This is a genomic window from Balnearium lithotrophicum (assembly GCF_900182585.1).
In the GTDB taxonomy this organism is placed as follows: Bacteria; Aquificota; Aquificia; order Desulfurobacteriales; family Desulfurobacteriaceae; genus Balnearium; species Balnearium lithotrophicum.
Genome location: NZ_FXTM01000015.1, coordinates 1 through 21,634, shown reverse-complemented (window position 1 = coordinate 21,634; position 21,634 = coordinate 1). Strand labels below are relative to the sequence as shown.

39 protein-coding genes and 1 other RNA gene are annotated in these 21,634 nt (G+C 44.0%); 5 read left to right on the top strand and 35 right to left on the bottom strand.

Going from position 1 to position 21,634, the window contains the following annotated elements; genetic code table 11:
* Positions 1-488: 488 nt before the first annotated feature.
* Positions 489-841: a transfer-messenger RNA gene (gene ssrA / locus FN732_RS06420) on the top strand.
* Between the two features lie 51 nt (positions 842-892).
* On the top strand, positions 893-1,846 hold the full coding sequence (locus tag FN732_RS06415) for a bile acid:sodium symporter family protein (RefSeq protein WP_142935739.1): 954 nt from the start codon (positions 893-895) through the stop codon (positions 1,844-1,846).
* Here the strand turns inward: FN732_RS06415 and FN732_RS06410 are convergent.
* From FN732_RS06410 to speB, 3 genes are read right to left on the bottom strand one after another with little or no spacing between them, the layout of a single operon-like run.
* Positions 1,843-2,889: a bis-aminopropyl spermidine synthase family protein gene (locus tag FN732_RS06410; protein WP_185954275.1), complete on the bottom strand. Its 1,047-nt coding sequence runs from the start codon at positions 2,887-2,889 to the stop codon at positions 1,843-1,845. The two genes, FN732_RS06415 and FN732_RS06410, sit on opposite strands and share 4 nt — an antisense overlap.
* Positions 2,890-2,900: 11 nt before the next feature.
* Positions 2,901-3,767, bottom strand: coding sequence for a polyamine aminopropyltransferase (speE, locus tag FN732_RS06405; RefSeq protein WP_142935737.1), 867 nt, complete (start codon positions 3,765-3,767; stop codon positions 2,901-2,903).
* Between the two features lies 1 nt (position 3,768).
* Positions 3,769-4,572 (bottom strand): agmatinase, encoded by an 804-nt coding sequence (gene speB, locus FN732_RS06400; RefSeq protein WP_142935736.1) that lies wholly within the window; start codon positions 4,570-4,572, stop codon positions 3,769-3,771.
* A gap of 50 nt (positions 4,573-4,622) precedes the next feature.
* Here speB and FN732_RS06395 point away from each other — a divergent pair, with 50 nt between their 5' ends.
* From FN732_RS06395 to FN732_RS06385, 3 genes are read left to right on the top strand one after another with little or no spacing between them, the layout of a single operon-like run.
* Positions 4,623-5,273, top strand: coding sequence for a septum site-determining protein MinC (locus FN732_RS06395; RefSeq protein WP_142935735.1), 651 nt, complete (start codon positions 4,623-4,625; stop codon positions 5,271-5,273).
* Entirely contained in the window at positions 5,274-6,071 is a 798-nt protein-coding gene (gene minD / locus FN732_RS06390) for a septum site-determining protein MinD (protein ID WP_142935734.1), read from the top strand.
* 8 nt (positions 6,072-6,079) lie between these two features.
* A complete protein-coding gene (locus FN732_RS06385) occupies positions 6,080-6,328 on the top strand; it encodes a cell division topological specificity factor MinE (RefSeq protein WP_246051346.1) in 249 nt (82 codons plus the stop codon).
* Positions 6,329-6,352: 24 nt separating this feature from the next.
* Here FN732_RS06385 and rplQ read toward each other — a convergent pair whose 3' ends face one another.
* From rplQ to FN732_RS06225, 32 genes are all read right to left on the bottom strand, one after another.
* On the bottom strand, positions 6,353-6,727 hold the full coding sequence (rplQ, locus tag FN732_RS06380; RefSeq protein WP_142935732.1) for a 50S ribosomal protein L17: 375 nt from the start codon (positions 6,725-6,727) through the stop codon (positions 6,353-6,355).
* The gene (locus FN732_RS06375; RefSeq protein ID WP_142935731.1) at positions 6,727-7,677 is read right to left on the bottom strand and encodes a DNA-directed RNA polymerase subunit alpha; all 951 of its coding nucleotides are present in this window, start codon (positions 7,675-7,677) and stop codon (positions 6,727-6,729) included. Before FN732_RS06375 ends, rplQ begins: the two co-directional genes overlap by 1 nt.
* Positions 7,678-7,704: 27 nt before the next feature.
* Complete coding sequence (rpsD, locus tag FN732_RS06370; protein ID WP_142935730.1) at positions 7,705-8,331, bottom strand: 30S ribosomal protein S4; 627 nt, start codon at positions 8,329-8,331, stop codon at positions 7,705-7,707.
* Positions 8,332-8,343: 12 nt separating this feature from the next.
* Positions 8,344-8,736: a 30S ribosomal protein S11 gene (gene rpsK, locus FN732_RS06365; protein WP_142935729.1), complete on the bottom strand. Its 393-nt coding sequence runs from the start codon at positions 8,734-8,736 to the stop codon at positions 8,344-8,346.
* Positions 8,737-8,752: 16 nt separating this feature from the next.
* Entirely contained in the window at positions 8,753-9,133 is a 381-nt protein-coding gene (rpsM, locus tag FN732_RS06360; RefSeq protein WP_142935728.1) for a 30S ribosomal protein S13, read from the bottom strand.
* Positions 9,134-9,144: 11 nt separating this feature from the next.
* A complete protein-coding gene (gene rpmJ / locus FN732_RS06355) occupies positions 9,145-9,261 on the bottom strand; it encodes a 50S ribosomal protein L36 (protein ID WP_013637834.1) in 117 nt (38 codons plus the stop codon).
* 54 nt (positions 9,262-9,315) lie between these two features.
* Positions 9,316-9,534 carry a translation initiation factor IF-1 gene (infA, locus tag FN732_RS06350; RefSeq protein WP_142935727.1) on the bottom strand — a complete coding sequence of 73 codons (219 nt, stop codon included), beginning with the start codon at positions 9,532-9,534 and terminating at the stop codon, positions 9,316-9,318.
* Positions 9,535-9,560: 26 nt separating this feature from the next.
* Positions 9,561-10,331, bottom strand: coding sequence for a type I methionyl aminopeptidase (gene map / locus FN732_RS06345; RefSeq protein ID WP_142935726.1), 771 nt, complete (start codon positions 10,329-10,331; stop codon positions 9,561-9,563).
* Positions 10,332-10,334: 3 nt separating this feature from the next.
* Positions 10,335-10,898, bottom strand: coding sequence for an adenylate kinase (locus tag FN732_RS06340; protein ID WP_142935725.1), 564 nt, complete (start codon positions 10,896-10,898; stop codon positions 10,335-10,337).
* The gene (gene secY / locus FN732_RS06335) at positions 10,895-12,229 is read right to left on the bottom strand and encodes a preprotein translocase subunit SecY (protein ID WP_142935724.1); all 1,335 of its coding nucleotides are present in this window, start codon (positions 12,227-12,229) and stop codon (positions 10,895-10,897) included. Before secY ends, FN732_RS06340 begins: the two co-directional genes overlap by 4 nt.
* A 10-nt stretch (positions 12,230-12,239) precedes the next feature.
* Positions 12,240-12,698 carry a 50S ribosomal protein L15 gene (gene rplO / locus FN732_RS06330; protein WP_142935723.1) on the bottom strand — a complete coding sequence of 153 codons (459 nt, stop codon included), beginning with the start codon at positions 12,696-12,698 and terminating at the stop codon, positions 12,240-12,242.
* A gap of 1 nt (position 12,699) precedes the next feature.
* Complete coding sequence (gene rpmD, locus FN732_RS06325) at positions 12,700-12,885, bottom strand: 50S ribosomal protein L30 (RefSeq protein WP_142935722.1); 186 nt, start codon at positions 12,883-12,885, stop codon at positions 12,700-12,702.
* 2 nt (positions 12,886-12,887) lie between these two features.
* Positions 12,888-13,445: a 30S ribosomal protein S5 gene (gene rpsE / locus FN732_RS06320; RefSeq protein WP_142935721.1), complete on the bottom strand. Its 558-nt coding sequence runs from the start codon at positions 13,443-13,445 to the stop codon at positions 12,888-12,890.
* An 11-nt stretch (positions 13,446-13,456) separates the two neighbouring features.
* Entirely contained in the window at positions 13,457-13,822 is a 366-nt protein-coding gene (gene rplR, locus FN732_RS06315; protein ID WP_142935720.1) for a 50S ribosomal protein L18, read from the bottom strand.
* An 18-nt stretch (positions 13,823-13,840) separates the two neighbouring features.
* Positions 13,841-14,383: a 50S ribosomal protein L6 gene (gene rplF / locus FN732_RS06310; RefSeq protein WP_142935719.1), complete on the bottom strand. Its 543-nt coding sequence runs from the start codon at positions 14,381-14,383 to the stop codon at positions 13,841-13,843.
* A gap of 22 nt (positions 14,384-14,405) precedes the next feature.
* Positions 14,406-14,828: a 30S ribosomal protein S8 gene (rpsH, locus tag FN732_RS06305; protein WP_142935718.1), complete on the bottom strand. Its 423-nt coding sequence runs from the start codon at positions 14,826-14,828 to the stop codon at positions 14,406-14,408.
* Positions 14,829-14,853: 25 nt separating this feature from the next.
* Entirely contained in the window at positions 14,854-15,039 is a 186-nt protein-coding gene (locus tag FN732_RS06300; RefSeq protein ID WP_142935717.1) for a type Z 30S ribosomal protein S14, read from the bottom strand.
* 15 nt (positions 15,040-15,054) lie between these two features.
* On the bottom strand, positions 15,055-15,612 hold the full coding sequence (gene rplE / locus FN732_RS06295) for a 50S ribosomal protein L5 (RefSeq protein WP_142935716.1): 558 nt from the start codon (positions 15,610-15,612) through the stop codon (positions 15,055-15,057).
* Between the two features lie 20 nt (positions 15,613-15,632).
* Positions 15,633-15,986, bottom strand: coding sequence for a 50S ribosomal protein L24 (gene rplX, locus FN732_RS06290; RefSeq protein WP_142935715.1), 354 nt, complete (start codon positions 15,984-15,986; stop codon positions 15,633-15,635).
* A gap of 12 nt (positions 15,987-15,998) precedes the next feature.
* Positions 15,999-16,367 carry a 50S ribosomal protein L14 gene (gene rplN / locus FN732_RS06285; RefSeq protein WP_142935714.1) on the bottom strand — a complete coding sequence of 123 codons (369 nt, stop codon included), beginning with the start codon at positions 16,365-16,367 and terminating at the stop codon, positions 15,999-16,001.
* 24 nt (positions 16,368-16,391) lie between these two features.
* Positions 16,392-16,685: a 30S ribosomal protein S17 gene (rpsQ, locus tag FN732_RS06280; RefSeq protein WP_142935713.1), complete on the bottom strand. Its 294-nt coding sequence runs from the start codon at positions 16,683-16,685 to the stop codon at positions 16,392-16,394.
* 11 nt (positions 16,686-16,696) lie between these two features.
* On the bottom strand, positions 16,697-16,897 hold the full coding sequence (gene rpmC, locus FN732_RS06275; RefSeq protein ID WP_142935712.1) for a 50S ribosomal protein L29: 201 nt from the start codon (positions 16,895-16,897) through the stop codon (positions 16,697-16,699).
* Between the two features lie 3 nt (positions 16,898-16,900).
* A complete protein-coding gene (gene rplP, locus FN732_RS06270; RefSeq protein ID WP_142935711.1) occupies positions 16,901-17,329 on the bottom strand; it encodes a 50S ribosomal protein L16 in 429 nt (142 codons plus the stop codon).
* 2 nt (positions 17,330-17,331) lie between these two features.
* A complete protein-coding gene (rpsC, locus tag FN732_RS06265; RefSeq protein ID WP_142935710.1) occupies positions 17,332-18,030 on the bottom strand; it encodes a 30S ribosomal protein S3 in 699 nt (232 codons plus the stop codon).
* Between the two features lie 14 nt (positions 18,031-18,044).
* A complete protein-coding gene (gene rplV, locus FN732_RS06260) occupies positions 18,045-18,443 on the bottom strand; it encodes a 50S ribosomal protein L22 (protein WP_142935709.1) in 399 nt (132 codons plus the stop codon).
* A 13-nt stretch (positions 18,444-18,456) separates the two neighbouring features.
* Positions 18,457-18,735: a 30S ribosomal protein S19 gene (rpsS, locus tag FN732_RS06255; protein WP_013537020.1), complete on the bottom strand. Its 279-nt coding sequence runs from the start codon at positions 18,733-18,735 to the stop codon at positions 18,457-18,459.
* Between the two features lie 9 nt (positions 18,736-18,744).
* On the bottom strand, positions 18,745-19,572 hold the full coding sequence (rplB, locus tag FN732_RS06250) for a 50S ribosomal protein L2 (protein WP_142935708.1): 828 nt from the start codon (positions 19,570-19,572) through the stop codon (positions 18,745-18,747).
* 15 nt (positions 19,573-19,587) lie between these two features.
* Positions 19,588-19,911, bottom strand: coding sequence for a 50S ribosomal protein L23 (rplW, locus tag FN732_RS06245; protein ID WP_142935707.1), 324 nt, complete (start codon positions 19,909-19,911; stop codon positions 19,588-19,590).
* Complete coding sequence (gene rplD / locus FN732_RS06240; protein ID WP_142935706.1) at positions 19,908-20,534, bottom strand: 50S ribosomal protein L4; 627 nt, start codon at positions 20,532-20,534, stop codon at positions 19,908-19,910. The genes rplW and rplD overlap by 4 nt, the downstream gene beginning before the upstream one ends.
* A gap of 10 nt (positions 20,535-20,544) precedes the next feature.
* Entirely contained in the window at positions 20,545-21,168 is a 624-nt protein-coding gene (gene rplC / locus FN732_RS06235; RefSeq protein WP_142935705.1) for a 50S ribosomal protein L3, read from the bottom strand.
* 14 nt (positions 21,169-21,182) lie between these two features.
* Complete coding sequence (rpsJ, locus tag FN732_RS06230) at positions 21,183-21,494, bottom strand: 30S ribosomal protein S10 (protein ID WP_142935704.1); 312 nt, start codon at positions 21,492-21,494, stop codon at positions 21,183-21,185.
* Positions 21,495-21,511: 17 nt separating this feature from the next.
* Positions 21,512-21,634 (bottom strand): EF-Tu C-terminal domain-related protein (locus FN732_RS06225; RefSeq protein ID WP_483985260.1); only part of this gene is annotated, 123 nt, incomplete at its 5' end.

The window sequence follows — 21,634 nt, the reverse complement described above, 5'->3', positions numbered from 1 at the left end:
GATTTTTTCACTCTAATAAGTAAGGCTTTTAAAAACTAATAGCAACTTTATGTTAAAATAAATTTGTTCTTTGAAAAAGAAATATAGGGAAGGAAAAACTGTACAGCTGAGGTTGTTGTTTTTCAAGGTTTATTAGAATTTCGTATAAAATCTTATGTTTTGAAGCCCTTGGAAGTCAATGGCTCAATTTTTGAACTGTTGAAATGCCCTAAAAAGTGGAAGGGATTGCGACCCCCAATGGACGTGGATGCCTTGTTTCTTGTAGTTTTTGTCTGTTGAAATGCCCTTAGAAATGGAAGGGATAAAATTTGTGGGATTGAAGGAAATCTTTTGTCAGGGGGAGTCTGAGGGGGATTTTCATCCCTCTCACATACAAATGTCCTGAAAAGTGGAAGGGATTCCGACAGGATAAATCTTGTAGATAAATATTTTTCCAAAGTTGCACAATTTTTGTGCGTGTCTATATTTATGAACAGACAGAAGAATACGGGGGTGACCGGTTTCGACGGGGATGCAGAGGTTCAGGTAGTGGCAGGCCGAGGAGCCAACCTCGTAAAAAAGGCACCCAAGATAGTTGCCAACGAAGAACTTGCTCTCGCTGCCTAATTAACGCAGCGACGTCCTCCGGAGCTCCGCCCGTCGGCTCCGGGTAGGGCGACAGAGAGACGGGCTGGGTGACCTTCCCCGCCCTCGGGAAGGTTGCCGAGATGTAAGAGGGCTGGCTTCAGGGCGCCTGCCCGTGGGCTAACCCTGAAGCGAGAAATTAAAGCACGGGCTAAGCCTGTAGAAGCTACCTGAGCCGCATCTCCGGACGCGGGTTCGAATCCCGCCACCTCCACCAAAAAAAATCCTACCTGCTAAAATTCCTCCATAAAATCTCAGGTGGCTAAAAATGGGAACAATTTCTAATTTCCTTTGGCTCTGGGTTTTAATAATTGTTCCAATAGCCTTAACGTTTCCATTTCTGTTTCACCCTCTAAAGTCGGTTATAAAGCCCCTTTTAGGTTCAGTTATTCTATCAATGGGATTAACTTTAAAACCAAGTGATTTTAAAGAAGTTTTCAAAAGGCCAAAGATTGTCTTAATAGGAATACTAACTCAGTACTCTGTAATGCCGTTTTTGGGCTTTATCATTGGTTTAATTCTATTTAAGGAGCTCTCAAATCTCTTTTTGGCAGGCCAGGTTTTGACAGGCTCCTGTCCTACAGGAGTTGTATCTAACGTCTACAACTTCCTTGCAGGCTCAAACCTTGCTCTTTCTCTCTCACTTTCAGGTGTAAACACGATAGTTTCTCCAGTTTTAACACCACTTCTGACAAAATTTTTAGTGGGTAAGGCCGTTAATGTTGATGCAGTTAAACTCTTCTTTGATATGGTTCAGATAACCCTTCTTCCCGTTCTTTTGGGAATTTTAATAAATTCAAAATTTGAAAGTGAAGTTGAAAAAATAAAGGAATTTTTACCTGCTTACTCAACAATTGTTGTCGTTCTCATAGTTGGTTACGTTGTATCTGCGGGATACGGAAGAATCCTTTCACTTCCTCTGAAATCGTTTGAGCTCCTATTTTTAGCCTCTCTGTTCCATCTTCTCTTTGGTTTTTGGTTGGGATATGTAATTCCAAGGCTTTTGGGAGTTCCTAAGGTTGAGAGGATAACTATTTCCATAGAAACTGCAATGCAAAACTCGGGACTTGCAGCAGTTTTAGCCGTTTCACACTGGGGAGCTCTATCGGCCCTTCCTGCTGTTTTCTACAGTGTAGTCCAGAACCTAATTGGTCCCTTTGTTGTGAAGCTCTTTAACTGGATGATTGAAAGGGAAAGGCGGGAAGACCCGCCAAAAGATTAAGTAGTTGAGCTTTCTGCATCGTTGTATATGTCACCAACTATAGGCTCGTTGAATCCTTCGAATCCTCTAACTGTCTCAACTCTGAACTGTGTAGACCTGTACCAGATATCCTTAGGAGGCTCCTTAACGGGAGTTAACTGCCATCCTCTCATCTCCTCGTAGTAGTCCCAGTTGACGTACTCGTTGAAGTTGTGAATGAGGTCTGTTATAACGAGTCCCATATCTATAAGAACTCTCTGAATCCTTCTCCACTTGTCTGCTGAGGATTCTCTACGGGTCACCCCAAAGTATCCGGCGCACCTTGGCCCTTTAAGGGTTGCAACTCCCCTTCCAACAAAGGCTTTAATGGCTTCAACTGTCTCAGGAGGGTCTGTAAAGAAGGTGTCGTAAGCGCCTAAGACGTCCTCTGGAAGTGGCTGGCGAAGGTCATGAACCCTTGCATCTATATTGAGGTTATACTTGTCAGAAACCTCTTTTATAAAGTTCACAAGCCTTTCATCAATTTCAAGGATTGTAACCTTCTTTGGGAGCCCAGACAGTGCTAAAGCAATGCTCATAAGGTCATCGTCACCGAGAACAACAACCTTCTTTCCCCTTAAATCCCCTCTATCGTCTGCAAGGGCAACTCTTGCAAAGGTGTTTTCAGGAGTAACGTATCCCTGGTCAAACTGGTGAATGGCGGGAGGCCTGTTTTCCTGAATTTTTAAAAACTTTTCGTAGGCTTCCCTTAATGAATCATCGATGATTACTCCCCTTCCCTTACAGGTTGGACATTTGTGGGAGACAAAGGGTTCAATTCCCAGTCTCCTTGCAAGCTCTGCACCTGCCTCGGTCAGTAGAATCTGATTCCCCTCAAAAATAACAAGGTCGTGCTCCTTTAAAAGTTTCAGGATTTCTGCAACCAAAGGAAGGGGCTCATCCGATAGGTCAACGATTTTCCAGAAGTTGTTCGATGTCATGATGGCAGAGATAACCTTTTCGACACTCCTCGGATAAGCAGGAACCTGCGTCCTCTTTTCAGCTTCAGAGGCTATCTGCTCCAATATTTCCATTTCTACTCCTCCCTATATACAAAGTTTGGTATTGCAAAAGCTCCGTAGTGAATTTCGGGATTGTAGTACTTCAATTCTCCATTTTTCTCAACAAACTCCCTGTAGAGCTTTCCTAAGGATGATGGAGGAACTCCCAATGGGTCAAGCTTGTTTGAGGCCATTGTGAAGCTCCACATACCAGAAGGATACGTTGGAATGAATGCAAGGTAGGGTCTAATGATTTTAAATACTTTAGAGAGTTCCTTTACTACCTTTATGTGAACGTTTCTTTGGGCAAAGGGGGACTCAGACTGGGTTACAAAGATTCCGTCAGGTTTTAAGGCTTTTAGCACGTCCCTGTAAAATTCCTCCTCGTACAGAACCTTTGAGGGACCGATTGGGTCAGAACAGTCAACGATTATGAGGTCGTAGAGACTGTCTTTGTCCTTGACAAACTCCCTTCCATCTCCAAATATCAGATTTACCCTTTCGTCTGAAAGTCCTGATGAAATTGAGGGGAGCTCCCTCTTTGAAAATTCAACGACGTCCCTGTCTATTTCAACCAAATCAACCACTTTTGGGTTGTGCTTTAAAACTTCCCTTACAGTTCCTCCATCTCCTCCACCTACTACTAAAACTCTTTCAATTTCCCTTGTAAATGTGAACCCTGCAGGGTGGACAATCATTTCGTGGTAAATGAATTCGTCCCTTTCTGTGGTCTGAACTGCTCCATCGAGGACCAACATCTTTCCCCAATCCTCGGTCTCTAAAAGAAGAAGTTCCTGGTATGGGGTCTCCTTTTTTACGGCACTCTTAACTTTAAAGGTGAGTCCGGTTGCTTGGAGCTCCATCCCCTCACCTTCGTACTTTTCAGTAAACCAAAGCCCCATCTTACCCCCAGAATTTAAGGATTAACTCCCTTACTATTTTTGCAGCCAACATCTGTGTTGTACCACTTGGGTCGTAGGGGGGAGAAACTTCAACAACGTCAAACCCAACGACGTTGACGTCTGGTAATTTATAGATAAAGTTAAAGAATTCAACCGGTGAAAAACCAGGGGGTTCAGGGGTTCCCGTTCCAGGTGCAAATGCAGGGTCAAAGAAGTCTATATCAATTGAAAAGTAAACGGGCATTTCGATTTTTGAAACTAAAGATTTGAGCTCCTCAAAGGTTTCAACAACCTTAATGTTTGTATTTTCCATTCGGAGCTCTGCCTCCTCCCTTGTGGCACTCCTTACTCCCAACTGAACTATCTGGACCCCCAACTCCAAAACTCTCCTCATTACACAGGCGTGGGAGTATTTTGTTCCAGAGTAATCATCCCTTAAATCTGCATGGGCATCAAAGTGAACAACGGTTAAATTCTCATATCTTTCAGAGAGAGCTCTTAAAACGGGAAAGGTTATGGAATGTTCTCCACCTAAAATTACAGGAATTTCCATCTTCCTGACAGCTTCATATACCTCATCCACCATTTTTTCAGGGGCAGTGGAAGGATAGAGGTTTCCTAAATCACAAAATTCGACCTCTTCAAGGGATTTTCCAAGAGGAAGGCTGTACTCCTCCAAGTTATCCGAGAAAAACCGAATGCCGTCGGGAGCAAATCTTGTACCGGGTCTGAAGCAGGTTGTTGAGTCGTAGGGAATTCCCAAAATTTGAACTTTTCCCTTCTCCTTTGCGCCGATAAATCTCACCTTTTCCTCCTATTATTGATAAAATTTCTCTATAGAAATGGGGTGTTATTATGAACTACAAACTAAGAGGAACAAACGTAATAGCCATAGAGCTTATTGCTGATGAGGAAAATTTTGATATAGAGGATATCAAAAAATTTATTCTTGAGAAGAAACAGCTTCTCAGAGGAACGAGGTTTATACTCTCCGTTGAGAATAGAGTTCTATCGGAAGAGGAACTAAGGGATTTGGTGGAATTTCTGAAAAATGTAAACGAATTTATCTTTTGCGGATTGAAAACGAACTTAAAGGAGAACAGAGAGCTCTGCATAAAGTTGGGTATCCCCTGTGACATATCAACACTTGAAATTGAAAAGGAGAAAGAAAGGTCTGAGAGCGAGGAGATTAAATTTTACGGTAAGACACTGAGGTCTGGTGATAAGTTAACCTCGAGTGGAGACCTAATCATAATGGGGGATGTAAATCCCGGTTCAGAGGTTGAAGCCGGTGGAAATGTCTACGTAATGGGAAATTTGATGGGATTTGTTAGGGCAGGTATAGGGAAGAGCGAGGCTGAAGTAAGGGCTATATTCTTTAAAGCTCCGGTTCTTGAAATATGTGGAAGAACGGTTTCGTTCGAGAGGAACGAGGAGTACCTCAACTTTAGGGTTAGAGTAAAAAATGGAAAGGTTAAAATAGAACACAAATCCAAGGGGAAATAGATGGCAGAAAAAGTAATCTGTATTACTTCCGGAAAAGGAGGAGTTGGAAAGAGCACTGTAACGGCAAATATCTCTACCGCTCTTGCAATGAAAGGGTATAAAGTTGTTGCAATTGATGCAGACATCGGTCTCAGGAATTTAGACTTGGTTTTAGGATTGGAAAATAGGATTGTCTACGATATCGTTCACGTAATTGAAGGGGTTGTACCTCCAGAGAAAGCCCTTGTAAAGGATAAGAGGACCAAAAATCTCTACCTGTTACCTGCAGCCCAAACAAAGGACAAGAGTGCAGTAAAACCTGAGGACTTGGTAGGAATTGTCGAAGAGCTTAGAAAGAATTACGACTTCATATTTATAGACTCACCTGCAGGAATAGAGGAAGGATTCAAGACTGCAGTAACTCCTGCAGATATGGTAATTGTTGTAGCAAATCCTGAGATGGCATCAATAAGAGATGCCGATAGAGTTGTTGGCCTATGTGAAGCAATGCAGAAGGAGGAACCAAAGTTAATAATCAACAGGATTGACCCTAAAAAAGTTGCCAGGGGGGATATGTTGGACGTTGAGGATGTCCTTCAGGTTTTGAGTTTAGATTTGTTGGGGGTTGTTCCAGAGGACAAAAATATGGTTTCCTACATAAACAGGGGGGAACCGGCAGTCCTATTTCCGGAATCCATAGCAGGAAAAGCTTTAAGAAACGTTGCTGATAGGATTTTGGGAAAGGATGTTCCATTTATGGAACTCAAAGTTTCTGAGGGATTTTTCGAAAAATTGAAGAAACTTTTTGGGAGTAAATAATGGGGTTTATGGATAGAGTTAGGATAGTTTTTGGAAGGGAACCTGCGAAAGAGGTTGCCAAGAAGAGGCTTCAGTTAATTTTGAAGTACGATAGGGCTGGACTTCCTCCAAACGCTATTGAGGCAGTTAAAGAGGCCATACTAAACTCTCTACGTGAATTTCCTTTCATAGATATAGAAGGGGTAAACATACACATTCCGGACCCTGATGCTGAATCTGGGAAAATAGAGATAGAAGTTCCTGTTAAAAGCAAGTGATAAGCCCCCAAAAGGGGGCAGATATTACTCCTCTGTTTCCTTTCCTTCAACCAACATAACTATTGCTGTGGGAGCTGCATCTCCCTTTCTGAAGTCGTAGTGGAGAAGTCTTGTGTAACCACCGTTTCTATCCTTATATTTTGGAGCTATTTCATTAACTACCTTATAGGCAACCTCTTTTTTAGTAACGATTCTCAAAACTTCTCTGATTGCCTTAACTTTATCTTCCTGTTTTCCCTTTGTTATGACCTTATCGGCCAATCTACGGAGCTCCTTCGCCCTTGCAACTGTTGTTACAACTTTTCCGTGCTCCATAAGGTCTGTAACCAAATTTCTAAGCATTAAAAGCCTGTGTTCCGTTGGCCTTCCTAACTTCTTTTTCTTTACTCTATGCCTCATTACTCCTTACCTCCAAGCTCAAGTCCAAGAGAAGAGAGAAACTTCTCAATATCTGATAGTGACTTCTTACCAAGGCCTTTGATTGAAGAAAGCTCTTTCTTTGTTAGTTTGACAAGGTCTGCAACCGTTTCAATTCCGTTTTCCTGAAGAATTTTAAGAGCTCTACCTGAAAGTCCGGCTTCCTCTAAGGTTTGATTGAGAATTTCTGCAGATTCTGATTCCTTCTCCTCCACTCTTTCCGTTGCGAAGATAGCTTCAACAAGCTTGTCTCTAACTAAGGAGAAGTGGTCAATGAGTATGTTTGAAGCTCTCACAAGAGCATCTTTTGGAGATATGCTTCCGTCCGTCCAGATTTCAAAAGTTAGCTTGTTGTAGTCGGTTCTCCTTCCTACCCTTGTGTCCTCAACCTTGTAGGTTACCTTCTTTATCGGGGAAAAGTCTGCATCTAAAGGAATCCAACCTAAAGTTGAGATTTCAAAAATTTCCTGAATCTCCTCTGAGAGGATAAATCCCTTCCCTTTGTCTATCCTTAGATGAATCTCTATTTCGGCATTTTCATTGTCGAGCGTTGCTATTTCCTGGTCGGGAGTGAGGAGTTCTAACTGAGAGGGAATTTCAAAGTCCTTTGCGTATACCTTTCCAGGTCCCTTTTTGCGGAGCTCTATGAAGATTGGACCTTCTCCGTGGAGAACAAACCTCAACTTTTTTATGTTTAAAACAATATCTGTAACGTCCTCTACAACACCGGGTATAGTTGTAAACTCGTGGTATACCCCTTCAAACTTTACGGCAGTAGGAGCAGCTCCCTCTATTGAGGAAAGGAGGACTCTCCTCAGGGCATTTCCTACAGTAATACCGTATCCTTTCTCAAGGGGCTCAACGACAAAGCGACCATAAGTATCTGTATGTTCCTCCCACTTAAACTTATCGGGAGTGATAAATTCGACCATTCTTTCCTCCGCATTAAGCGTTAGCTATTACTTAGAGTAGAGCTCAACAATTAGGTGTTCCTCAACTGGAATCTCTACTTCCTCACGTGTAGGCTCAGACTTAACAATTCCCTTGAAGTTTTCCGCATCGAGCTCAAGCCAGGAAGGAATTCCCCTTCTCTGAGCAAGTTCAATTCCCTCCTTAATTTGGGGAATATCCCTGCTCTTCTCTTTCACTTCAATAACGTCTCCAGGCTTTACAAGGTAAGAAGGCCTATCCACCTTCTGGCCATTTACAAGAATGTGTCCATGAACAACTAACTGTCTCGCATGTCTATGGGATTTACCAAATCCCAACCTATAAACAACGTTGTCAAGCCTGCTTTCAAGAAGCTTGAGGAGGTTCTCACCTGTCTGTCCCCTCATACGTTCAGCCATTTCGTAGAAACGCCTAAACTGACCTTCCCTTATGCCGTAGTAGTACTTAACCTTCTGTTTCTCCATAAGCTGGCGACCGTAGTAGGAAATCTTCCTACGGGAGCGGCCGTGCTGTCCTGGAGGGTACGGTCTCCTGTCAAGAACAGACTTTCCTTTTTGTGATTTTTCCTCTCCAACGTATATGTTAACACCAAGACGCCTCGCAATACGCCACTTTGGTCCTGTATATCTTCCCATCTACTACCTCCGTTAAACCCTTCTTCTCTTAGGTGGTCTACATCCATCGTGTGGAATGGGGGTAACATCCCTGATAACCTTAACGTTCAATCCGGCAGCTGCAATTGCTTTAATTGCAGTTTCCCTTCCTCCACCGTTTCCCTTGATTCTTATCTCAACGTCCTTAACACCAAACTCCTTCATAGCCCTTTCTGCAGCCTTTGTTGCAGCAAGCTGGGCTGCGTAAGGAGTGCTCTTCCTCGTTCCCTTGAATCCAACAGTTCCACCACTTTCCCAGCAGAGGGTATTTCCCTCCTTATCTGTGAAAGTGATTATTGTATTGTTAAAACTTGTTTGAATGTGGGCTATAGCAAAACCAACAGTCCTTTTCTGCTTTTTCTTAGAGCCTCTCTTAGGCCTTGCCATCAATTACCTCCTTCAATTACTTCTTAGGTGCCTTCTTCTTACCAGCAACAGTCTTTCTTGGTCCCTTACGGGTTCTTGCATTTGTCCTCGTTCTCTGACCACGGACAGGAAGACCGAGTCTGTGGCGAATACCCCTGTAACAGCCAATTTCCATGAGACGCTTGATGTTCATTGCTATCTCTTTTCTCAGGTCACCCTCAACCTTGTACTCGTTCTCGATGATTTTTCTGATTTTTGCAATCTCTTCCTCAGTTAAGTCCTTAACCCTCTTTTCAGGGTCAACCCCAGCCTTTTCACAAATCTTGAAACCGCTCTTAATGCCTATTCCGTATATGTAGGCAAGAGAATACGGAACCTTTTTGTTGTCTGGAATGTCAACTCCAGCTATCCTTGCCACAGCATTCCTCCTTACTTACCTTGTCTCTGTTTGTGTTTTGGGTTTTCACAGATGACCCTTACTACGCCCTTTCTCTTAATAATCTTGCACTTAGGGCAGATTTTCTTTACAGACGGTCTTACCTTCATCCTAAAACCTCTCCCAAAGTTTTTCGTGCCTCAGCCGCGGTATTAAAGGGACGGTTATCCTTTTCTGTAGATAATTCTCCCCCTTGTTAAATCGTAAGGGGAAAGCTCAACGACCACACGGTCGCCTGGCAGAATTCTTATGAAGTGCACCCTCATCTTTCCCGATGCATGGGCAAGAACCTGATGCCCATTTTCCAACTCCACCTTAAAGTAAGCATTTGGAAGAGCCTCTATGACTTTCCCTTCCACCTGAATTCCCTTCTCTTTAGCCATTACTTCTCCTTAAATTCATTAACAACTTAAATTGCGGACATAATTATAGTCCCCTCTTCTGTAAGGGCAATATCGTGCTCGAAGTGAGCCGAAAGTTTACCATCCTTTGTAACTACTGTCCATCTATCCCTTTTAACCTTTACCTGACCCGTTCCCTGGTTAACCATTGGCTCAACTGCAAATGTCATTCCGGGCTCTAAAGTTATGTTGGGATATCCCTTGTAAACGTAGTTTGTTATCTGAGGTTCCTCGTGGAGGGAGCGGCCTATACCGTGACCTGCATATCCCCTGGTTACATTGAAGCCGTGGGACTCTACGTACTTTTGGATAGCCCTTGAGATATCTATGAGTTTTCCTCCAACCTTTGCAGCCTCAATTCCCCTGTACAGGGATTCTCTCGTTACATCTATTAACCTTTGAGCTTCCGGTGAAACCTTCCCGACGGGAACTGTAACTGCAACATCCCCTATCCAGCCGTCAACAATGGCTCCAAAGTCCAGGGAAACGATATCCCCTTCCTTGAAGACCTTGTCCTTTGTGGGAAGGCCGTGGACAACCTCCTCGTTTACAGAAACGCAGATTGCTCCCGGAAATCCACCGTAACCCAAAAATGCCGGCTTAACTCCGTAATCCTTACAGAAGCTCCTTGCCATTTTATCTATCTCAAGGGCAGAGATGCCGGGAGCAACCTGTTCTGCAACCTTAAGGAGAATCTCCATAGTCGTTGCAGCAGCCTTCCTTAATTTAGCTATCTCATCAGGTGTTTTAAGGATTATTCCGTGTTTTGTCCTTCTCAACTTCTATCCTTCCAATCCAACAGATTCTTTAATTTTTCCCGTTATCTCGCCTATATCACCTACACCGTAGATTTCAACTAAAATGCACTTTTCGCTGTAGTAGTCAATCAAGGGAGCAGTCTGTTCTCTGTAAACTTTCAGTCTGTTTCTTATAACCTCTTCAGTGTCGTCAGCCCTTCCCCTTGCCAGTAGCCTTTTAACGATTTCTTCGTCATCAACGTTTAAGTAGACGACTCTGTCAAGGGGCATTGATAGTTCCTTTAGAAGTTCATCAAGGGCTTCTGCCTGAGGAAGAGTCCTTGGGAAACCATCAAGGATGAAACCTTTCTCTTTCACATCGGGCTGTGACAGTCTCTCTCTAATTATTCCGATAATAACTTCATCGGGAACAAGCTCTCCCTTATCCATGTATGATTTTGCAAGCTTTCCGAGTTCTGTTCCTTCCTTGACGGCATTCCTTAGAATATCCCCAGTCGATATGTGAGGAATACCGTATTCTTGGGCAATTCTTTGAGCCTGTGTTCCCTTACCTGCTCCAGGAGGTCCTAAGAAGACAAGTCTAATCATTTTGTACCTCCAGCCTCAAGGCGGAATTTCCTGCGTCTCCTGCTGAAAAAGTTTTCATAGGAGAGAGTGAGGGCAAATGCCTCCATTCTCCTCAAGGTATCTAATGCAACACCGACAACAATTAGAATGGCCGTTCCACCGAAGTAGAATGGAAGGTGCATATTCTGGGTAATGATGAGTGGAATAACTGCAACTAAGGTTAAAAATACTGCTCCCGCAAACGTTAACCTTGAAACAATTCTGTCAAGGTACTTTGCAGTGTCAGAACCTGCTCTGATGCCGGGAATAAATCCACCTGCCTTGTTGAGGTTCTCAGCTATCTCCTCGGGGTTGAATATTATCGCAGTGTAGAAGTATGTAAAGAAGAAGATGAGAGCTCCATAAACCACCATGTACAGAGTACTGCCCGGCTGAAGGGCATCGTAGATTGCCTGAGCTATAGGGTGGTGGATAAACTTAACAACTGTGGCAGGGAACATTAAAACGGAAGCAGCAAAGATAATAGGCATAACCCCAGACGGGTTCAGCTTTACAGGAAGGTAGCTTGTGTACTTTCCTGTGGCCTGCCTTCCGACGGTTCTCCTTGCGTACTGAAGGGGAACTCTCCTCTCTGCCTCCTGAATGTAAACGATTGCAGCAATCATTCCAACAATTATTACAACAACGCCGATGACCTTAAAGAGAGACATATCACCGTTTTTGAGCATTGTTACAGTTGTAATGACTGCGTTTGGAATTCTTGAAACGATACCTGCAAAAATTAGAAGGGATATTCCGTTACCTATTCCCCTCTCTGTAATCTTTTCTCCCAGCCACATTAAAAAGGTTGAACCTGCAGTAAGGGTCGTAACTGTAACGAACATGAACGTTAAACCGGGATTTGGAACGACAGGAACGCCAGATGGGCTTGTTAAGCTCTGCAGACCTATCGATATTCCTAAGGCCTGAATGAATGCAAGAAGAACGGCTCCGTATCTTGTGTACTGGCTTATCTTTTTCCTTCCGTATTCACCCTCTTCCTTTGCAAGCTTTTCAATCGATGGAATTGCAACGGTTAAGAGCTGCATTATTATTGCAGAGCTGATGTAGGGCATTACACCTAAGGCAAAGACTGTAAGCTTTCTGAGGGCTCCACCAGAAAAGACGTCCATCATTCCAAATACCGTTCCCTGAGCCCTCTGGAAGAACTCTATTAGAGCACTTACGTTTATCCCGGGAACAGGAATATGAGCCCCCAGCCGGTAAACGGCCAGGATGGCTAACGTAAAGAGAAACCTCTTCCTAAGCTCTGGAACTTCTGTTACGTTTCCGACTATCTTTGATAGGTTCATTTAAAACTCCTTACTCTATCTCCTCCCAAGAACCTCCAGCTGCCTCAATCTTCTCCTTTGCTGAGGCAGAGAACTTGTGGGCCTTAATCTTGAATTTCTTTGTAACTTCACCGTCACCTAAAATCTTAACGGGAAGTTTTTTCTTGACCAGCCCAGTTTCTCTGAGGAGCTCCGGAGTAATCTCCGTTCCCTCTTCAAAGGCCTCGTTTAAGTCTCCAACGTTAATAACAGCGTACTCCTTCTTAAATGGAGCATTTGAGAATCCCCTCTTTGGGAACCTCATGTAGAGGGGAGTCTGTCCACCTTCAAATCCTGGCCTTGTTCCTCCCTTCCATCCAGAACGGGCTGTTTGTCCCTTCTGTCCCCTTCCGGACGTTTTACCGTGTCCAGAACCGTGACCTCTACCTAAACGCTTCTTCTCCCTTACTGCTCCAGGATTGGGTTTTAAGTTATTTAACTTAAGTTCCATCTTACTCCTCCACAGGTTCGACTTTTACAAGTTCTTTAACCTTTTCAATCATTCCTTCAATTGCTGGATTTAGCTCCTTAACAGTTGTAGCGCCCCTCTTGTGGAGTCCAAGAGCTGCGAGTGTTCTCTTCTTTCTCTCGCTCTTTCCAGCAAGGCCTCTTAAGAGAGTTATCTTAACTTTTGCCATTACTACCTCCTGATAACCTCACCTTCCTTTGTTATTTTCCTACCTGGAAGCTTCCAGCGCCTTCTGAGTTCCTCGACGGGAATTCCACGGAGTTTGGAGAACTCCTCTGGAGTTTTCAGCTGCTCGAGTCCCTTCATAACAGCCCTTACAACTGTGTGGGGGTTTGTAGAACCGATAACCTTTGTAAGAACGTCTGTAACTCCTGCAGATTCAAGAACTGCACGAACAGGAGCTGAAGCGATAACTCCTGTACCAGGAGCAGCCGGTCTCATTATGACCTTTGAACCTCCAAACTTTGCCTGAACCTCAAATGGAATAGTTCCATCAACCACAGGAATCTTTATAAGGTTTTTCTTTGCGTCCTCAACTGCCTTCCTTATTGCATCTGGAACCTCGGCAGCCTTACCCCTTCCAAATCCTACAACGCCCTTTCCATCACCTACTACGACAAAGGCTGTAAAGCTAAACTTTCTTCCACCTGTGACAACTTTAGCGTTTCTATTTATGTGTACAAGTCTCTCCTTCAGCTCAAGTCCGTCTGGTCTTACCCTTTTAGCCATCAACTACCTCCCTAAAATTCAAGTCCACCTTCTCTTGCTCCCTCGGCAAGAGCTTTGATTCTTCCGTGGTAGATAAATCCACCACGGTCAAAAACAACCTTTTTAATACCCTTTTCAAGGGCTCTCTTGGCTATAAGTCTTCCAACTTCCCTTGCCTCTTCTGTCTTTGTAAGCTCAGCGAGCTTGTCCCTCAACTCTTTATCCAAAGTTGAAGCTGAAACGAGAGTAACTCCTTTTGTATCATCAATAATCTGAGCGTATATGTGCTTAAGGCTTTTATAGACAGAAAGCCTTGGCCTTTCAGATGTTCCAAAAACCTTCTTCCTGACCCTAAGGTGTTTCTTGCGAATTCTCTCTCTCCTTGTAAGCTTTGCCATTTTCTCACCCCTTTAAGGTTACTTCTTAGCAGATTTTCCAGCTTTGAGAATAATTTTTTCTCCTCTGTACCTAATACCCTTACCCTTGTAGGGCTCTGGTGGTCTGAAGGAGCGAATCTCAGCAGCTACCTGTCCAACCTTCTGCTTGTCAATTCCACGAACGTAAATGTTGTTGTCCCTGTCTACCTCTATCTGAATTCCCTCCGGAATCTTGTAGAGAACGGGATGGGAGAATCCAAGGTGGAGCTCAAGGGTATCTCCCTTAACAAAAGCCCTGTATCCAAGACCTTTTACCTCGAGGACTTTTTCGAATCCCTTTGAGACCCCGATTACCATGTTGTTAATGAGAGCCCTTGTAGTCCCATGGAGAGCCCTCATCTGTTTTTCATCGTTAGGTCTCTCAACTATTACCTTGTTATCCTCAACCTTAATGGTCAATTTTGGGTTAAATGTGAACTCCAACTGCCCCTTTGGTCCTTTAACAACTACGTGATTTCCTGGCTTTACCTCAACTGTAACACCCTGAGGTATTTCAACGGGAAGCCTTCCTACCCTTGACATCTTTCCACTCCTTATCTTGGTTTTACCATACGTAGCAGAGAACTTCTCCGCCTACACCCTCTTTTCTTGCCTTGTATCCAGGGATGATTCCCTTGTTTGTAGAGAGAATAACAACTCCAAGACCAGCTTTTACAAGAGGAATCTCGTCCTTTCCTACGTAGATTCTCCTACCGGGCTTAGAAACCCTTTTTATCTCGTTTATAACCCTCTCCTTGTTAGGACCGTACTTCATGTGGATTCTAATTATCCTCTTCTTGTTTTCGGGATTCTTTGCCCTTTTAAAGGGTTCCTCAACAATTTCATAGTCCTTTATAAATCCCTCTTCCTTCAGGATTTTAGCTATTGCCTCGTTAACCTTTGAATAAGGAGCATCAACGGTTTCGTGGTAAACAAGGTTAGCGTTCCTTATCCTTGATAGGAAATCTGCAACTGTATCCATCATCATGGCTCTTCTACCCCTCTATGAGTTTTTACCAGCTTGCCTTTCTAACTCCAGGGATTTTACCCTGAAGGGCAAGTGTTCTAAAGCAGAGTCTGCACATTCCAAACTGTCTTATAAATCCCCTTGGACGTCCACATATGGGACACCTGTTGTACTTTCTAACCTTGTACTTAGGTTCCCTTTGAGCTTTAACGATTAAAGCCTTTCTTGCCATCAGTTCCTCCTAAAATTACTTCCTGAATGGAAATCCAAGAGCTTCAAGGAGAGCTCTCGCTTCCTCATCGGTTTCAGCTGTAGTAACAATAGTGATGTTCATTCCCCTGATTTTGTCAACCTTATCGTAGTCAATTTCAGGGAAAACTGTCTGCTCCTCAAGTCCAAAGTTGTAGTTTCCTCTACCGTCAAAGGACTTTGGAGAGAGTCCCTTAAAGTCCCTGACCCTTGGAAGCGCCATTGAAATGAGCCTGTCAAGGAAGTCCCACATCCTGTCGCGCCTCAAGGTTACCTTAGCACCGATGGGCATTCCCTTTCGGAGCTTGAATCCAGCCTCAGACCTCTTTGCCCTCCTAACGGAAGGCTTCTGCCCTGTTATAAGGGCAAGGTCATTCATTGCATTTTCAAGCTCCTTTATGTTCTGAACAGCCTCTCCAACACCCATGTTGACAACTATCTTTTCAATTCTTGGAACTTCCATAACGTTCTTGTAACCAAACTTTTTCATAAGGGATGGAACAACCTCTTCCTGGTACTTTTTCCTGAGCCTTGGAACGTACTTCTCTTCTGCCATAACTCCTCCTTACAAGCGGATTACCGACCCGCCCTTTGTGGTTTGCTAATTTCGTCAATTACTTCACCGGAACGCTTAGCATAGCGAACCTTTTTACCGTCAACAAACTTTATACCGACCCTTGTAGGCTTGTTCGTTTTAGGGTCAACCAACATTACGTTACTTATATGGATAGGAGCTTCCTTCTCTATAATTCCGCCCTCAGGGTTCTTTTGACTTGGTCGAAGGTGTTTTTTAACAATCCTGACACCCTCAACTATTACCCTTTCCTCTTCAGGAAGGACTTTTAAAACTTTTCCTACTTTTCCCTTGTCCTTACCGGCTATGACAACAACCTTATCGCCGGCCTTTATCTTAAACTTCTTCTTAGCCATTAGATTCCTCCTCTAAATAACTTCAGGAGCCAGAGTTGTGACCTTTGTGAAGCCCTTTTGCCTTGCTTCACGGGCAACAGGCCCTAAAATACGGGTTCCTAAGGGTTCACCCTGCTTGTTGAGCAGGACAACAGCATTATCGTCAAACTTTATGTAGGTCCCGTCGGGACGTCTTACTTCCTTCTTAGTCCTAACAACAACAGCCCTGTAAACTTCCCCTTTTTTGGCTGTTGCGTTAGGAGCAGCGTCCTTTACAGTAACAACTATTTGGTCCCCCAGGGAGGCATACTTTCTGTTTGAACCACCTAAAACCCTTATGCACTGGACTCTCTTTGCTCCAGTGTTATCAGCAACGTTTAAGTAAGTTTGAACCTGAATCATTGTTCCACCCCTTCATTCAAGGATTTACTCCTCTGCACTCTCAACAGTTTCACCTAACTTTTTAGCCTTTTCAATAATCTCAACCACTCTCCACCTCTTGTGGCGGGAAAGTGGCCTTGTTTCCATTATTCTTACAACATCTCCAACCTGACACTCGTTGTTCTCATCGTGGGCCATGTACTTTTTGGAAAGCTTAACCCTTTTACCATAAACGGGATGGCGGAACTCCCTTGTTACGCGAACAACAACAGTTTTATCCATCTTGTCGCTAACAACAACGCCAACCCTTACCTTTCTCCTGTTAACCCTTTCTGCCATTCTCTCCTCCATTATGCCTTAACACCGCGCTCTCTTAGGATTGTAAGAATGCGGGCAATTTTGCGCCTCGTATTCCTAATTTCCATAGGGTTCTCAAGCTGGCCGAAAGCATTCTTGAACCTTAACTTTAAGAGCTTTTCCTTGAGCTCCTTGACCAATTTGAGGAGCTCCTCGCTTGACTTCTGTCTAAGTTCCTCTGTGTACTTTTTCATCCTTTACTCCTCACCAGCTGGAGTTTCTTCACGTTTAACGATTCTACACTTCATTGGAAGCTTGTGAATTGCAAGTCTAAGAGCTTCCATTGCAACGTCTTCTGAAACACCTGCAATTTCAAACATGATTCTTCCAGGAAGAACCTTTGCGACCCAGGTTTCTACGTTACCCTTACCCTTACCCATACGGGTTTCAAGGGGCTTTTTAGTGTAAGGCTTGTCTGGGAATATTCGAATCCAGACCTTACCGCCCCTTTTCATCGTACGGGTCATAGCAACCCTTGCAGCTTCAATCTGGTTCGTTGTAACGTAATGGGGTTCAAGGGCTTGAATACCGTAATCCCCAAAGGCCAACGTATTAGCCCTGTAAGATTTACCCTTTAATCTTCCTCTCTGTTGCTTTCTATACTTGGTTCTCTTTGGCATTAACATGGTTACTCACCTCTCGCCATCTCTTGTTTTACTTCTTTCTCGATTTTCTTGAGAAGTTCTTCAGTCTCACTCTTGTAAACATCTCCCTTGTAAATCCAAACCTTTACACCAATAACACCGTACTTTGTCTTGGCAACAGCAGTTCCATAATCTATGTCTGCACGAATAGTCTGCAACGGTACCCTTCCCTCACGGTACCACTCTTTTCTTGCCATGTCGGCACCACCTAACCTTCCTGCACACTGAACCTTAATTCCCTTTGCTCCTGCCTTCATTGCATCGGCAATTACCCTCTTCATGGCACGCCTGAACGCCACACGGCGCTCTAGCTGGGAAGCTACGTTCTCTGCAACTAATTGAGCATTAAGTTGGGGATACTTAACCTCTTCAATGTTTATGTGGATGCTCTTTCCCGTTAAATCCTCGAGAAACTTTCGAAGAGCTTTAACCTCAGCCCCCTTCCTTGCAATGAGAAGTCCTGGACGGGCTGCCCAAATTCTAATGTTTATCTTGTCTAAGGTTCTCTCAATATCAATTCTTGCAATCCCAGCGTGATAGTACTTTTTCTTGATGAGTTCCCTGATTTTCAAGTCCTCATGGAGAGATTCAACAAACTTTTTTCTCTCCTTAGCAACCCACTTTGACTCCCAATCCTTTGTTATTCCAAGTCTAAATCCTACTGGATGAACTTTCTGTCCCAAGGTTTACCTCCAAATTACTTTTTAGCCTCAGGTTTCCCTACCACAACAGTAATGTGGCAGGTTCTCCTGCGTCTGATGTTAGCCCTTCCCATAGCCCTTGGTCTAACCCTTTTCATTGTAGGGCCTTCATCGACGTAAGCCCTCTTGACAATGAGCTCCTCAGGGTCAAGACCTTTCTGTTCAGCATTTGCAATTGCACTCTTTAAGACCTTTTCAACCATGCGGGCAGCTTTTTTGGGAGTGTTCTGGAGAATAGCAAGGGCCTGTTCTACGTGCTTACCCCTGATTAGGTCAACTACCAACCTAACCTTTGAAGCGGACATTCTCGCCCTTCTCCAGATAGCCCTTGCCTCTTCAGGGGTGGCAAATCCCCTTTCACCTTCCTTGTAGTATTCCCTCTGCTCAACAGCCATTTTCTACCTCTCCTTACTTCTTCTTAGCTACTTTTTGACCGGCGTGTCCACGGAATGTCCTGGTCAGGGAAAACTCTCCCAATCTGTGACCAACCATTTGTTCGGTAACGTAGACGGGAATGAACTTTTGTCCGTTGTATACGGCAAATGTGTGACCTATGAATTCAGGAACTATCGTGCAGGCCCTATCCCAAACCTTGATAACCTTCTTCTCTCCGGTTTCGTTCATCTTACGAACCTTTTTAAGTATTTTAGGGTTAACGTAGGGCCCTTTCTTTAGTGAACGTCCCATTTAGACCTCCTACTTCTGATTACGGCGCTTAATAATAAACTTGTCAGAGTACTTTTTAGCTCTTCTCGTTTTGTATCCCTTTGTCGGTTGTCCCCAAGGAGTAACAGGGTGTTTACCAAAGGTTCTACCCTCACCACCACCGTGGGGGTGGTCAACCGGGTTCATTGCAGTACCGCGAACGGTAGGTCTTATTCCCAACCACCTCGAACGTCCAGCCTTACCTAAGACGATGTTCTCATGGTCCAAGTTTCCTACCTGACCAACGGTTGCCATACAGTCAAGGTGGACAAGGCGGAGCTCCCCAGATGGAAGTCTCAACTGGGCGTAGTCTCCAACTTTACCCATAATTTGAGCAAAGGAGCCTGCTGCCCTTGCAAGCTGTCCGCCCTTTCCGGGTTTAAGCTCAACATTGTGAACTATTGTACCTACGGGAATGTTTCTTAAAGGAAGGGCATTCCCAACTTTAATTTCTGCATCTGGACCTGCAACGACAGTATCGCCAACCTTTAATCCTTCAGGCCAGAGGATGTACCTTTTCTCTCCGTCTGCATAGACTAAGAGTGCGATTCTTGCAGACCTGTTTGGGTCGTACTCTATTGCAGCAACCCTTGCAGGAACTCCAATCTTATTACGTCTGAAATCTATGATTCTATAACGGCGCTTATGTCCACCACCTTTGTGGCGGCAGGTAATCCTTCCTTGGTTGTTCCTTCCCGTTCCCCTTACAAAACCAACTGTAAGGGACTTTTCAGGTTCCGTCTTTGTAATTTCGGAAAAGTCCGATACTGTCATAAAGCGCCTTGAAGGCGTGTATGGCTTAAACCTCTTAATTCCCATTTCCTAACTCCTCACTTAGAGTTTCTCAAGGTCAATTTCGTACCCAGGCTTCAGGGTGACTATTGCCTTTTTCCAGTCCTTCTTCTTACCACGGAAGAACCTGATTCCCTTCCTCTTGCCCTTAACAATCATCGTGTTGACCTTTTCAACTTTAACATCAAATATTCTTTCAACCGCTTCTTTAATTTCCGGTTTTGTTGCATCCATTGCCACTTCAAAGGTTATCTTGGAGATTTTCTTTGGCTCCTTAGTTTTGGAGCTCTTAACCTCCATATTAGCAAGCCTAACGCTCTTTTCAGTAACAATCGGGCGCAGGATTATATCATAGGGAGTTCTCATGACAGCCTCTCCTCTAACTTAGGTAAAGTTGACTTAAAGAAAACACACTTATCGTAGCAGAGAACGTCGTAAACGTTGAGTCCTTCGATTGGAAGAACTTTGACGTTTGGTAGATTCCTGAAAGAGAGATAAGTGTTCTCATCAAGCTCAGAAGGAACTACGAGGAGAACTTTTTTGTTCTCCAGTCCCAAGTTCTTTAAAAACTCAATGGCTTTCTTCGTCTTAGGAGCTTCAAAGGAGAAGTCCTCAACAACTAAGAAGTTTCCTTCCTGGATTCTTCCTGAAATAACGCTTCTTAGAGCTACCTTTCTAACCTTTTTAGGTAAACTGTAGGAGTAATCCCTTGGCTTTGGTCCGTGGACAACTCCACCACCTACCCATTGGGGAGCTCTGATAGAACCCTGACGGGCTCTACCTGTGTGCTTCTGAGGCCAAGGTTTCTTTCCTCCGCCTCTAACTTCCCCACGGGTCTTTGTGGAGTGGGTTCCGCGTCTCCTCTTTGCTAACTGCCACTTAACGGTTTCCCAAACTGCATGTTTCTTTATAGGTGCTTTAGCTATCTCTTCCTTTATCTCAACTACGCCAACTTCCTGATTTTGAGGGTTTACAACCTTAATTTCCATTTCTCACCCCTTACTTTCCTTTGACTATTACAAGTCCACCTTTATGTCCTGGAACAGCTCCTTTAACAAGGAGTAAGTTCTTCTCAGGAATTACATCGATAATTTCAAGGTTTCTAACTGTAACTGTTTCATTACCGTAGTGACCTGCCATTCTCTTACCCTTGTGAACCCTACCTGGTGTTGCACAAGCACCAATTGAACCAGGTCCCTCGTGGAAGTCAGAACCGTGGGACCTCCTACCGCCACCAAAACCGTGGCGTTTGTGGTAACCTGCAAATCCCCTTCCCTTGGATTTTCCAGTGATGTCAACCTTTTCACCCGGTTTAAAAATCTCAACAGTTATTTTGTCGCCTACAGCGTATTCATCTACATTGTCAAACTTTACTTCCTTTAGCCACTTTGTAGGCTTAATTCCAGCCTTTTTGAAGTGGCCTAAGAGTGGCTTAGGGAACTTAGACTCACTTTTGTTCCTTTCAATAAATCCAAGTTGAAGGGCAGAGTATCCGTCCCTTTCAGGTGTTCTCTTTTGAACTACAGTACAAGGACCTGCCTCTATAACAGTAACTGCAACTGCCCTTCCATCCTCTGTAAAGATTTGAGTCATTCCGACTTTTCTTCCCAATATGCCTTTCATCTCATCACCTCTTATCAGTCAAGCTTAATCTCTACATCAACACCGGCGGGAAGCTTCAGGTCCATTAAAGCTTCCACGGTTTGAGGTTTAGGATTCTTAATATCCAAAAGTCTTTTGTGCTTCCTTATCTCAAACTGCTCCTGTGAGTACTTGTACTTGTGGGGAGACCTTATAACACTCCACCAGGAACGCTTTGTTGGAAGAGGTATGGGACCGGCCACTATAGCGCCAGTCCTCTTTACAGTATCAATAATCTCCTGAACTGACCTATCCAAAAGCCTGTGGTCATAAGCTGTAAGTTTTATCCTAATACGGTCCTGAGCCATAACTACCCCTCTCTACCTTAATCAAGAATTTCCGTAACGACACCGGCACCAACAGTTCTTCCACCTTCCCTTATCGCAAACCTCAATCCTTCCTCAATGGCTACCGGCTTCAGTAACTCCACCTCAAACGTTACGTTGTC

What these genes read in the sequence shown, in the direction of transcription:
- rplQ (WP_142935732.1), bottom strand. Translation starts at nt 6,727, where the DNA reads ATGAGGCATAGAGTAAAGAAAAAGAAGTTAGGAAGGCCAACGGAACAC.
- rplC (WP_142935705.1), bottom strand. Translation starts at nt 21,168, where the DNA reads ATGAAAGGCATATTGGGAAGAAAAGTCGGAATGACTCAAATCTTTACA.
- rpmD (WP_142935722.1), bottom strand. Translation starts at nt 12,885, where the DNA reads ATGGCAAAAGTTAAGATAACTCTCTTAAGAGGCCTTGCTGGAAAGAGC.
- secY (WP_142935724.1), bottom strand. Translation starts at nt 12,229, where the DNA reads ATGAACCTATCAAAGATAGTCGGAAACGTAACAGAAGTTCCAGAGCTT.
- rpsD (WP_142935730.1), bottom strand. Translation starts at nt 8,331, where the DNA reads ATGGGAAGATATACAGGACCAAAGTGGCGTATTGCGAGGCGTCTTGGT.
- rplD (WP_142935706.1), bottom strand. Translation starts at nt 20,534, where the DNA reads ATGGAAATTAAGGTTGTAAACCCTCAAAATCAGGAAGTTGGCGTAGTT.
- FN732_RS06385 (WP_246051346.1), top strand. Translation starts at nt 6,080, where the DNA reads ATGGATAGAGTTAGGATAGTTTTTGGAAGGGAACCTGCGAAAGAGGTT.
- rplN (WP_142935714.1), bottom strand. Translation starts at nt 16,367, where the DNA reads ATGATTCAGGTTCAAACTTACTTAAACGTTGCTGATAACACTGGAGCA.
- rpsE (WP_142935721.1), bottom strand. Translation starts at nt 13,445, where the DNA reads ATGGCTAAAAGGGTAAGACCAGACGGACTTGAGCTGAAGGAGAGACTT.
- minD (WP_142935734.1), top strand. Translation starts at nt 5,274, where the DNA reads ATGGCAGAAAAAGTAATCTGTATTACTTCCGGAAAAGGAGGAGTTGGA.
- FN732_RS06300 (WP_142935717.1), bottom strand. Translation starts at nt 15,039, where the DNA reads ATGGCAAGAAAGGCTTTAATCGTTAAAGCTCAAAGGGAACCTAAGTAC.
- rpmJ (WP_013637834.1), bottom strand. Translation starts at nt 9,261, where the DNA reads ATGAAGGTAAGACCGTCTGTAAAGAAAATCTGCCCTAAGTGCAAGATT.
- FN732_RS06395 (WP_142935735.1), top strand. Translation starts at nt 4,623, where the DNA reads ATGAACTACAAACTAAGAGGAACAAACGTAATAGCCATAGAGCTTATT.
- rpmC (WP_142935712.1), bottom strand. Translation starts at nt 16,897, where the DNA reads ATGAAAAAGTACACAGAGGAACTTAGACAGAAGTCAAGCGAGGAGCTC.
- rplV (WP_142935709.1), bottom strand. Translation starts at nt 18,443, where the DNA reads ATGGCTGTTGAGCAGAGGGAATACTACAAGGAAGGTGAAAGGGGATTT.
- FN732_RS06415 (WP_142935739.1), top strand. Translation starts at nt 893, where the DNA reads ATGGGAACAATTTCTAATTTCCTTTGGCTCTGGGTTTTAATAATTGTT.
- rpsS (WP_013537020.1), bottom strand. Translation starts at nt 18,735, where the DNA reads ATGGGACGTTCACTAAAGAAAGGGCCCTACGTTAACCCTAAAATACTT.
- rpsH (WP_142935718.1), bottom strand. Translation starts at nt 14,828, where the DNA reads ATGATGATGGATACAGTTGCAGATTTCCTATCAAGGATAAGGAACGCT.
- rplB (WP_142935708.1), bottom strand. Translation starts at nt 19,572, where the DNA reads ATGGGAATTAAGAGGTTTAAGCCATACACGCCTTCAAGGCGCTTTATG.
- rplE (WP_142935716.1), bottom strand. Translation starts at nt 15,612, where the DNA reads ATGGCAGAAGAGAAGTACGTTCCAAGGCTCAGGAAAAAGTACCAGGAA.
- rplP (WP_142935711.1), bottom strand. Translation starts at nt 17,329, where the DNA reads ATGTTAATGCCAAAGAGAACCAAGTATAGAAAGCAACAGAGAGGAAGA.
- rplX (WP_142935715.1), bottom strand. Translation starts at nt 15,986, where the DNA reads ATGGCTAAGAAGAAGTTTAAGATAAAGGCCGGCGATAAGGTTGTTGTC.
- FN732_RS06375 (WP_142935731.1), bottom strand. Translation starts at nt 7,677, where the DNA reads ATGGTCGAATTTATCACTCCCGATAAGTTTAAGTGGGAGGAACATACA.
- speE (WP_142935737.1), bottom strand. Translation starts at nt 3,767, where the DNA reads ATGGGGCTTTGGTTTACTGAAAAGTACGAAGGTGAGGGGATGGAGCTC.
- rplR (WP_142935720.1), bottom strand. Translation starts at nt 13,822, where the DNA reads ATGGCAAAGCTTACAAGGAGAGAGAGAATTCGCAAGAAACACCTTAGG.
- rplO (WP_142935723.1), bottom strand. Translation starts at nt 12,698, where the DNA reads ATGGAACTTAAGTTAAATAACTTAAAACCCAATCCTGGAGCAGTAAGG.
- rplW (WP_142935707.1), bottom strand. Translation starts at nt 19,911, where the DNA reads ATGAGAACTCCCTATGATATAATCCTGCGCCCGATTGTTACTGAAAAG.
- infA (WP_142935727.1), bottom strand. Translation starts at nt 9,534, where the DNA reads ATGGCTAAAGAGAAGGGAATTCAGGTGGAAGGGAAAGTCATAGAGGCT.
- rpsJ (WP_142935704.1), bottom strand. Translation starts at nt 21,494, where the DNA reads ATGGCTCAGGACCGTATTAGGATAAAACTTACAGCTTATGACCACAGG.
- rplF (WP_142935719.1), bottom strand. Translation starts at nt 14,383, where the DNA reads ATGTCAAGGGTAGGAAGGCTTCCCGTTGAAATACCTCAGGGTGTTACA.
- rpsK (WP_142935729.1), bottom strand. Translation starts at nt 8,736, where the DNA reads ATGGCAAGGCCTAAGAGAGGCTCTAAGAAAAAGCAGAAAAGGACTGTT.
- FN732_RS06340 (WP_142935725.1), bottom strand. Translation starts at nt 10,898, where the DNA reads ATGATTAGACTTGTCTTCTTAGGACCTCCTGGAGCAGGTAAGGGAACA.
- rpsQ (WP_142935713.1), bottom strand. Translation starts at nt 16,685, where the DNA reads ATGGCAGAAAGGGTTAACAGGAGAAAGGTAAGGGTTGGCGTTGTTGTT.